Source organism: Gemmatimonadota bacterium, from assembly GCA_026706845.1.
Taxonomy (GTDB): domain Bacteria; phylum Latescibacterota; class UBA2968; order UBA2968; family UBA2968; genus VXRD01.
On record JAPOXY010000062.1, the window covers coordinates 1 to 8513 of the forward strand.

9 protein-coding genes and 2 tRNA genes are annotated in these 8513 nt (G+C 48.3%); 6 read left to right on the forward strand and 5 right to left on the reverse strand.

Annotated features, from left to right (window positions below; all coding sequences use genetic code 11):
• Positions 1 to 1171, reverse strand: a 1171-nt coding sequence (locus tag OXG87_06040) for an HD domain-containing protein (GenBank protein ID MCY3869100.1), incomplete at its 3' end; no start/stop codon positions are given.
• A 7-nt stretch (positions 1172 to 1178) separates the two neighbouring features.
• On the reverse strand, positions 1179 to 1805 hold the full coding sequence (locus OXG87_06045; GenBank protein MCY3869101.1) for a TetR/AcrR family transcriptional regulator: 627 nt from the start codon (positions 1803 to 1805) through the stop codon (positions 1179 to 1181).
• Positions 1806 to 2086: 281 nt separating this feature from the next.
• Here OXG87_06045 and OXG87_06050 point away from each other — a divergent pair.
• The 4 genes from OXG87_06050 (at position 2087) to OXG87_06065 (ending at position 4284) form a co-directional block, all read left to right on the forward strand.
• Positions 2087 to 2160 (forward strand) — tRNA-Arg (locus tag OXG87_06050).
• 16 nt (positions 2161 to 2176) lie between these two features.
• Positions 2177 to 2253: transfer RNA gene (locus OXG87_06055), tRNA-His, on the forward strand.
• 76 nt (positions 2254 to 2329) lie between these two features.
• Entirely contained in the window at positions 2330 to 3679 is a 1350-nt protein-coding gene (locus OXG87_06060) for an alkaline phosphatase family protein (protein ID MCY3869102.1), read from the forward strand.
• Entirely contained in the window at positions 3676 to 4284 is a 609-nt protein-coding gene (locus tag OXG87_06065; GenBank protein MCY3869103.1) for a hypothetical protein, read from the forward strand. Before OXG87_06060 ends, OXG87_06065 begins: the two co-directional genes overlap by 4 nt.
• A gap of 8 nt (positions 4285 to 4292) precedes the next feature.
• Here OXG87_06065 and nrdR read toward each other — a convergent pair whose 3' ends face one another.
• A complete protein-coding gene (gene nrdR / locus OXG87_06070) occupies positions 4293 to 4745 on the reverse strand; it encodes a transcriptional regulator NrdR (GenBank protein ID MCY3869104.1) in 453 nt (150 codons plus the stop codon).
• A gap of 178 nt (positions 4746 to 4923) precedes the next feature.
• Positions 4924 to 5838, reverse strand: coding sequence for a hypothetical protein (locus OXG87_06075; GenBank protein MCY3869105.1), 915 nt, complete (start codon positions 5836 to 5838; stop codon positions 4924 to 4926).
• A 290-nt stretch (positions 5839 to 6128) separates the two neighbouring features.
• Here OXG87_06075 and OXG87_06080 point away from each other — a divergent pair, with 290 nt between their 5' ends.
• Together OXG87_06080 and OXG87_06085 are read left to right on the forward strand one after the other, a co-directional pair.
• A complete protein-coding gene (locus OXG87_06080; GenBank protein MCY3869106.1) occupies positions 6129 to 6869 on the forward strand; it encodes a class I SAM-dependent methyltransferase in 741 nt (246 codons plus the stop codon).
• 16 nt (positions 6870 to 6885) lie between these two features.
• Complete coding sequence (locus OXG87_06085; GenBank protein MCY3869107.1) at positions 6886 to 7263, forward strand: helix-turn-helix transcriptional regulator; 378 nt, start codon at positions 6886 to 6888, stop codon at positions 7261 to 7263.
• A gap of 110 nt (positions 7264 to 7373) precedes the next feature.
• Here OXG87_06085 and OXG87_06090 read toward each other — a convergent pair.
• Positions 7374 to 8513, reverse strand: a 1140-nt coding sequence (locus OXG87_06090; protein ID MCY3869108.1) for a hypothetical protein, incomplete at its 5' end; no start/stop codon positions are given.

Here is an 8513-nt window from a genome sequence, read left to right on the forward strand (position 1 = left end):
TTGCCGTCTGGAGGGGTCGCGTGTACGTTGGTACATTGGACGGGCGGTTGATAGTAAATTGGAGAATGTCGAGGAGTATTTCATTGCCGCAGAGGTTGAGATGGTGCTTTGAGGAAAGATGAGCGCAAAAGGCCATTTCGAGTTCTCGCCGCTGGTCGGGTGCGTCATAGAGGTGGCGAAATAAATTTATGAGGTTGTGTGCGTATTCATGCGGAAAGAATATGCGGGCAACTTTGAAGAGTTTGCGTCTTTTGAGACGGCCAATCAGGCTGGTTCGGTAGGAAAGGCCGAGTTCGGTGTGTTCTTTTTCGAGGCGGTGAAGCAGATCAGATTCGGTGGCGCGGTCAAAATCATTTTCCGTCAACGAACAGTTGGGATACGCCAAAAGGTCCTGTATTCCGCGCTTGAACATGGCGTTGGCTGAGCGAACCGCGTGGTGCCAATAAACATTGCGATACATCAGATAACTGGTAAAGATGAGTGCTTCTGTCGCGGATACGCCTTTGTAAGTGATGGCTGGTCGCTGTGTCGCGTGATGGTATGTAATTGAGGATAGGAGACGGTCTCTGTTCACGCTCTCGCCAAATGGGACACCGCAGTAGCGCGCATCGCGCAGAAGGTAGTCGATTTTGTCGGGATCGAGCGTACCGCTGAGAATGTGGGCAAGGCGCATATCGCGGTCGGGGATGGTCCGCTGCTGGTAATCGATGACATTTGCAACGCGCTGGGGATCAATATCCACTTTGAGAAGCGCGGTATGGACTTCTGTGCTCGGATCTTCAATGATATAGCGCCCCCGCGTTTCATGGTCAATAAAAAACATCTGCATTTCTTCGAGCAGATGCGAAAATGGATAATGGCCGATATCGTGCAACAAACTCGCAGCGAGAAGTACGCGCACGTCATCGGTATCAATATCTGGAGGGGGCTGGGTTTTGAGCAATTGCTTGAGAAAATGGCCCGTAATGTGAAACACACCCAAAGCGTGTTCAAAACGCGAGTGGCGGGCTCCGGGATACACGAGCAAGACGTGTCCGAGTTGTGATATATCGCGAAGGCGTTGAAATTCTTCGGCATCAACGAGGGGTAAAAAATCGGGCGGTATGTGGATATAGCCCCAAATGGGATCCCGAATTGCTTTGCCTTCTTCGAGAAAGCGTAAATCGATCATGAGAGGATTAGCTTTTGTGATTATTTATTCGCAGTCCGCGCACAAAAATTGTCACGAGATTTTCAATCATGGCGTCATCGCGCTCTGGTGTACCGGTCTCATTACTCGCAACAAAACGGCTGATACAGTATTGCAGGAGTGCAAAGAAGAAAGCGCGAAGCGATATAACTGGATCAACCGTGCAAAACAGGCCCTGATCGACACCGGTTTGAATGGCCTGGCGAATGGATCGCATGTGGGGGTTGCTGTAAATTGCAAAAAATTTTTCTCGAAATTTGTGATCTTCGAGTGCGCTGTACATCATCAGGCGTATGAACGTCGAATCTCTGCGATTGCGATTGACAAATGTCTGGGCAAAGTCGCGCAAGAGGTGTTCGATATTGCGTGGGTCTGGCGGAGGGGCTGTGTCTTGGTCCCACTGTTCTGAACGTTTTTCAACCGTGTATGTGATAATGGCATTGTAGAGGTCTTCTTTGGTCGCAAAATGCCTGAAGATAATGGCCTCCGAAACATCTGCCGCACGGGCAATGGCACGCGTGGTGGTACCGGTAAATCCTTTGGTGGCGAAAAGTGTCATTGCCACTTCGATAATTTGGGTGCGCCGTTCGGCCTGTGTGAGTCGTTTTCTGGACATGCGCGGACCAATAATTTTGGGGTGAGTAATTGGATATTCAGAAAATATCATCATGGAAAGAATGGTTGTCAAGTTCAAAAAAAAACTGGCATTTGGAGCAAAATGAAGTGTAAAATCTATCATTTATCGCACAGATCTGTAGCCTTGCGAAGAAGCGGTAGAGATGGAAATGGGTTACTTTTGCTTGACACTTTTTGATCAATATGATAATTTTGCTTTCAAATAGGATGTGTCTGGTATCCGTTTAACCCTTGATAGAATCCTCAAGGGCAGGTTCTTTTGCTCCCGTAGCTCAGCTGGATAGAGCAACTGCCTTCTAAGCAGTAGGTCGCAGGTTCGAGCCCTGCCGGGAGTGTTTTGCATTTTGTGTGGTGGGTGTAGCTCAGTCGGTCAGAGCGCCTGGTTGTGGCCCAGGAGGTCGGGGGTTCAAATCCCCTCACTCACCCCATATTTTTACTATGTCTTGGGCTTTTAGCTTCTATATACAAGGGGTTAAAAGCCCTGTTTTATTTTTAGGCGGATAGATGCTCAATTTTTTTAGAGATAAATTTAGTCGCGTCGTTGTTCTGGGCCTGGATGGCATGCCACATAGTCTGTTGCAGCGTTTGGTTGCCGAGGGGATTATGCCCAATTTTCAGCAGTTGATCGTTCAGGGGTCTCTGATGCCTATGACGTCGGTGCTGCCTGCGGTATCGTCAACTGCATGGGCATCGATTGCGACGGGTTGCAACCCGGGCAAGCACGGAATTTTTGGATTTATTGACCGTGTCCCCCAAACGCATGAGATGTTTATTCCATCTTCGAGAACGTTGCGCAGCAAGACGTGGGTTGATCTGTTTAGCAATATGGGGCAGCGGGTTTTTTCTATGGGTGTGCCGACTACTTTTCCCCCTCGCAAAGTCAATGGCATCTTGATTTCGGGCTTTCTGTCACCCGATTTGAAGCGAGCAACCTATCCGCCTGCGATAGCTTCTGATCTGGAATCCATGGGGTATTTGATCGATATTGACGCCTGGCAGGCGCGGAAAAATCGCCAGAAATTTCTCGATGAGATATTCCGGGCACTCAACCGACGTGCAGAAGCTATGTTCAAGTATTACGCCCAGGAATCATGGGATTTGTTTGTGGCGCATTTTATGGATACCGATCGGCTGCACCACTTTCTCTGGGGTGATGTAGAGCGAGGAGATGCGTCGCATACCGCGTGGTTTAATCGGTTTTACGCGCGTGTAGATGAGATCATTGGGGAACTGGTTTCGCGGTTATACAGCAATACGTTGCTTATGATTGTATCGGATCACGGTTTTTGCACCCTGCAGCGCGAGGTGCATTTGAATTTTTGGCTGCAACAGATGGGGTTGCTGTCTTTTGCATCGCCTGAACCAAAGCAGTTGAGAGACCTGGATCCCCGAACGCGGTGTTATTCATTGTTGCCCGGACGATTTTACGTGAATCTAAAGGGCAGAGAGCGCGAGGGTTGCGTGCAGGCAGGTGCTGAATACGAGCAGGTCCGGCGAGATTTGGCAGATACGCTGATGGAAATTCGCGATCCCGATGGTGGAGCACCAGTCATTGATCGCGTGTTGATGCGCGAAGAGGCATTTGTTGGTGACGACCTCGATGCGGCACCCGATCTTATGGCAGTGCCTGCGCAGGGATACGATTTGAAGGGCGGTTTTGAAAAGCGCGTTTTGTTTGAATCCAGCCCGGTAAATGGCACCCATACCTTTGATGATGCGTTGTGGTTTGCCAATGCGCCTGGTTTGGCATCTGATGACGCGACGGTGATGGATATTTTGCCTACGATGATGGCTCTGTTGGGGTTGGAAAGCCCTGATGGAGTGGATGGTCGAGTCGTGGGAGGAGCTTTGTGAAACGTTTTTTTTTCTGCTGTGCGGTTATTTTGCTTTGTACCGCTATACACGCGGACGGTCACCACGTTCTGGACACGAGCAAAGAAGGTATGGAAGCGATTTCTAAAGCTCTGGGGGTAAAGTGCAAGTATTGCCATCCGTCTGTGAATGAGGCAGGTGAACGCGATTACAAAGCACCATCTCCGTTGAAGAAAACAGCGCTTTATATGAAGCATCATTTTGTGGATGGTCTGGTTACGGCAGCGGGAAAATCAATTGATTGTGCTTTTTGCCACACGGGTACGGCGCGGTTTGTGGTGCGCGATACGAGTGCAGCTAAGCCTTCGCGGTTGGCAGGTATGTCGCGTGGAGAAATTGTGGCGATGATGAAAGAGATGCAGAGCGCGCTGGGTGTGAAGGCATGCGACTATTGCCATGTGAGAAGGCGCGATGGTCGGCTCGATCCGGTTACGCCCACGCCCAATAAGGTTGTTGCACGCATGATGATGGAGAAATTTACAGATCGCTTATTGGATATTAAGACAGGCAAGCCAGCAACGTGTCAGACTTGTCATGGTGGGAAAGCGAAGTTTTTGGAAAGGGAAGTAAAAGCGGGTGAACGATGAACGGGCTCTCACCTTTCAAATTGCCGCAGTTCTTTTTCAAAGTCGCTGAGGTCTTTGAATTGGCGGTACACAGAGGCAAAGCGCACGTAGGCAACATCGTCGAGGCGTTTGAGTTCTGTCATGACAAGTTCGCCAATGTGCTGCTTGGCTTCTATTTCGCGTTCGCCTCTGCTCACGAGTTGATCTTCGATTCGGTCGGCGATTTCTTCGATCTGAGTTGTTGAGATTGGACGTTTGGTGCAGGAGAGCCGGATTTTGTCTATGAGTTTATTTTTGTCAAAGATTTCGCGCCGTCCATCGGATTTGATAACGGTGAGAGGGGTGTCTTCGATGTATTCGTAGGTCGTAAATCGACGTTCACACCCCAGGCATTCTCGGCGTCGTCGAATGGCGGTGCCTTCTTTACTCGATCTGGAATCTACCACCTTGTCTTCGATCACGCCACAATAAGGACATTTCATGAGATAGGATTCCTTTCTTAAAATCAACATGATATTGTGTGTTGCTCAAATTATAGCACTAAATATAGGGTACTGTCAAGAAGGGAATTGTAGATATGTGTTAAAATCAATGGCGTTTTAAAAAAAGGGACCCATCATTTACCCGATGCGTCCCTTTTTTGATTCTATGTGGTGGTTTTTAGAAGGCCTTTCCAAATCCGATGGCAAGGGAAAGCCCGCTAAAATCACCGGGTGATCCCATCGCGTCGATAAATCGTGCCAGGGTGTAGCGACCTTCAATGGTGAGAGCGAGTTCTTTTTTAGCTCCGAAATGGATATTCAGACCAGAAGCGAGATGACCGCCCAGGGTCAAGGAGGTACTTGGGAAACCATCGAGGGTAAGAGGGACCGCAAGATTGAGACTGTTGTGTCTATTGCGAACTATTCTGTCTAAACCCAGATTATTCCTGTAGTAACCCAGTCGGTGTGAGCGGTGATCCAGCCGGATGATGGGACCAAAACCAAATCCTATGTGGGGATTGATACGTGATGTGGGCGCAAAGTGGTGTTGGAGGCCGATGGGTATGGCGATCAGGGTGATCCGCGTTGTGCCCAGGGGCATAAGGTCTCCCAGAATAGCCCTGGATCTGGACAGGCCATAGGTGATAAATTCAGGGCTGGCGATAAAGCGCGTGTGTGGAGATATTTTGTGGTCGTAATTGATACGAGAGCCAAATCCGCCACTGGCTGTTGAAAAGAAAATTCCAATGTGATTGAGCAATTCCACCGGGTCTGGCATCGGTGTATATACGGGAGATAATCTGACTGGATTACTAAGAATTGATTGACCAGGACCACCGAGGATGCAAGGGGCATAGGGGACAGATAGTCCTTTTGGCACTGTAGAGAGCGAATCGGTCGGGAGTGAAATGGTGCCTTCGGGGATGTGGATTTTTATTTCGCCGTTGGAGTTGATGTCAATGACCCCATTTGTTATTGAACCCGACAATTGAGATTTGGTTTTTTGGGGTGAGGGTTCAAAGTGTGGTGCAGATGATGCAGTGACGGGCAAGCAGACGAGAGCAGCGAGCAAAAACAGTCGAATCTGTGACATGGTAACCTCCTGAAAGTGTATGACCCCGGCTGGATAATCGTATATGCAAAATCTGTGCCGTAAATTATTTTAAAAGAATAAATAATATAAATACCTGTTTTATAGCATTTTATATTGTATTGTAATATTTGAGTAAGAAAGCTATATGTGTGTTTTTTCAGCACAGGTGTTGTAAAATTGATACAGTAAGGGTTTGAAATGGGTAAAAAGTTGATATTTACAACTTGACCTGCATAGCGGATTTCTGCATGAATAATTAATTGTCTAAGCAAAAACCAAAGAGGGAACAAGTGAGTCATATATCGCTGGAATTCGAAAATGAAGCCGTCAAACGCGCGCTTGAGTCGTCCTATTGTCCCGAACCGATCAGGCAGGCTCGGCAGAGGCAAGACGAGATTCTAAGCGAGCGCCTTCGGCATGGTCCCTACAAAATTGCGGATATTGGGTGCGGCAATGGCTATCACGCCGTTCTATTTGCGCCGCACTGTCTTTTGTATCACGGCTTTGAAATATCGCCCGAAATGGCTGAAGACGCACGCGCGTTGTGGGCAAAAGAACGCATTGACAACGCACAGATATTTATAGGCGATGCCGCCGAGGCAGTGGTTGAGGAAGAGTTTTACGACCTGGTTTTTTGCCTGTATTTTACCCCGGGGAACATCAGAGATAAATCCGACGATCTCAGCCTGTACAGCGACGCCTATCTCGACCGCAATCCGCGGTTTATTCAGACGATTTCTCGTTTTTATTGCGCTCTGAAAATCGGCGGTTCCGCATTTTTCACCATGTATAAGGACGTGCCGAAAACTGAGGCCGCGCAAGTCGATTTCTACGTGCATACAGGACAGCGCGTTGTGACGCCTTTGGGATCGCGATTTGTGGCGACTGCCGAAGGTTTTTGGTCCGCAAGGTGGACGCAAGATAGCATCGCGTCCAATCTCGGTGCGTGTGGCATTGGGACCGAGGATATCGCGTTTCACGACCTGAACGATATTGCGTGGTTGGTGGAGGTAGAGAAGCATTCTCAGTAAAAAAAGGAGTGTATGCATGACAAGGCGAGAGCTTTATGATAAACAAATAGCAGGTGATAAGATTCGGCGCTGGCAACGCGAATCGGGTTTACAGGGCCAGGAGATCGCCAAGATGGTTGGGATTAGTGCGCCCTATTTCAGCGATATTCGAAAGGGCAAACAGCGCGGGTCAATTCCCGTGTTGGCAAAAATTGCAGATGTGTTGGGCAGAAGTGTCGAAGATTTGTTGACAGATCAAAAAGCAGGTCAGGAGACCATACAGGTCACCGAACTGAGGAAAGCATTGCAGCCGATATTCAAATCAGAAACCGATGATATTATTGAGGGGATTCAACTCTGGCGGAGCGCACCACACAATTTCAAGGCTGCGTTTCGATCCTTGCTCGATGTCTGATGAAGATGAGATGGGGAGATGGAAATCCTGAACTCTCCACCAAAACGGGTCAAGTCCACACCCTACTGAGCAGGCTCTCTTACGTCTTACTTTTGGATGGGTGGGTCGCACTAACGATGGTTGTTTTCGTAAGGATTTGTCCCATGGAGTGCTCTGTAAAGAGGCTGCCAATCCCAGCTCGGTCCCACGTCCTTTGTGGTGAGAGGACGATCCAAGTTTAACTTATCTCCCAGGTCCCTGAGGTCCATGAGCTTGTAAAGAGGATGTCCTTTGTCGATAATTTTATCTTTTTGCTTGTGGATGACCCCATAGAGATCAATGGGCAGCATGTCGTAGTTTGGAACGCGAAAAGTTTGGGGAATCTCTATGGGTGTAATAAGTAAGTTGTTTTGGTCTCGGCTGACGGCTTCTCTTGAGATAAAGGTGAGTCCTTTCAGGTTTTGTGTTATTTGTCTTGAGTTTTCCTCCTTGCCGTTGGAAGTATCGTGTTCATAAATTTCTGTCACAGGACTTGAGATGAGATTGGAGATAAACGCGTTTTGTTCCCAGACACCATAGTGAACGAGTGAAAAGGTTTTTTGGGGTGTGGAGGTAGCAGCTTCTCGGTGGTAAAAGAGATTGCCTATGAAGCTGTTGTTGATAGGATGTGTGAACCTGAATCTTTCTTCTGGAGGTGTGGTGTGGGTATAAGTGCCTTGTTGGACTGCCTGTTGTGCCTCATCGAGTCTTCGTGCGACAAAGGCTCTTCGAGAATATTTCCCCATAAAGTTTACAAAAGGCACATCGGCTGGTGCATCAAACGTGTTGTAAGCAACACACCAATCGGTGGTGGCACTGTGTCCTCCTTGTGGACCTGCTGCACCTTCACCCATTCGCAAGATAGCGATAGTGTTTCTATTTCCTCCAAGTGTATTTCTTCCGTTGACGCGAAAATAGTTGCCGACTATGATGTGGTTTGTATCCCAACCGATGATGGACATTGCCGCTCGTTGTAAAAAATAGCTGTGAACAATATAAGCATAGCCCCCCCCTCGCAAACTGAGGTATCTGTTACAGTCTTCCACCGTGTTGTTGAGCCAGAGAAAACCGCCCATTTTTCCGACAAAGTGTTCTTCATCGCCTTCTCGATTGCCTGCGATTAGATTTGCATCAAAGATACTCTCAGAATCTCGATTACCAATGCGGCCGAGTCTCGAAAAGCTATTCTCTATATTTTGAAAAAAGTTGTGGTCAACCCGCACGCTGATGGG

What these genes read in the sequence shown, in the direction of transcription:
- OXG87_06045 (MCY3869101.1), bottom strand. Translation starts at nt 1,805, where the DNA reads ATGTCCAGAAAACGACTCACACAGGCCGAACGGCGCACCCAAATTATC.
- OXG87_06060 (MCY3869102.1), top strand. Translation starts at nt 2,330, where the DNA reads ATGCTCAATTTTTTTAGAGATAAATTTAGTCGCGTCGTTGTTCTGGGC.
- nrdR (MCY3869104.1), bottom strand. Translation starts at nt 4,745, where the DNA reads ATGAAATGTCCTTATTGTGGCGTGATCGAAGACAAGGTGGTAGATTCC.
- OXG87_06075 (MCY3869105.1), bottom strand. Translation starts at nt 5,838, where the DNA reads ATGTCACAGATTCGACTGTTTTTGCTCGCTGCTCTCGTCTGCTTGCCC.
- OXG87_06085 (MCY3869107.1), top strand. Translation starts at nt 6,886, where the DNA reads ATGACAAGGCGAGAGCTTTATGATAAACAAATAGCAGGTGATAAGATT.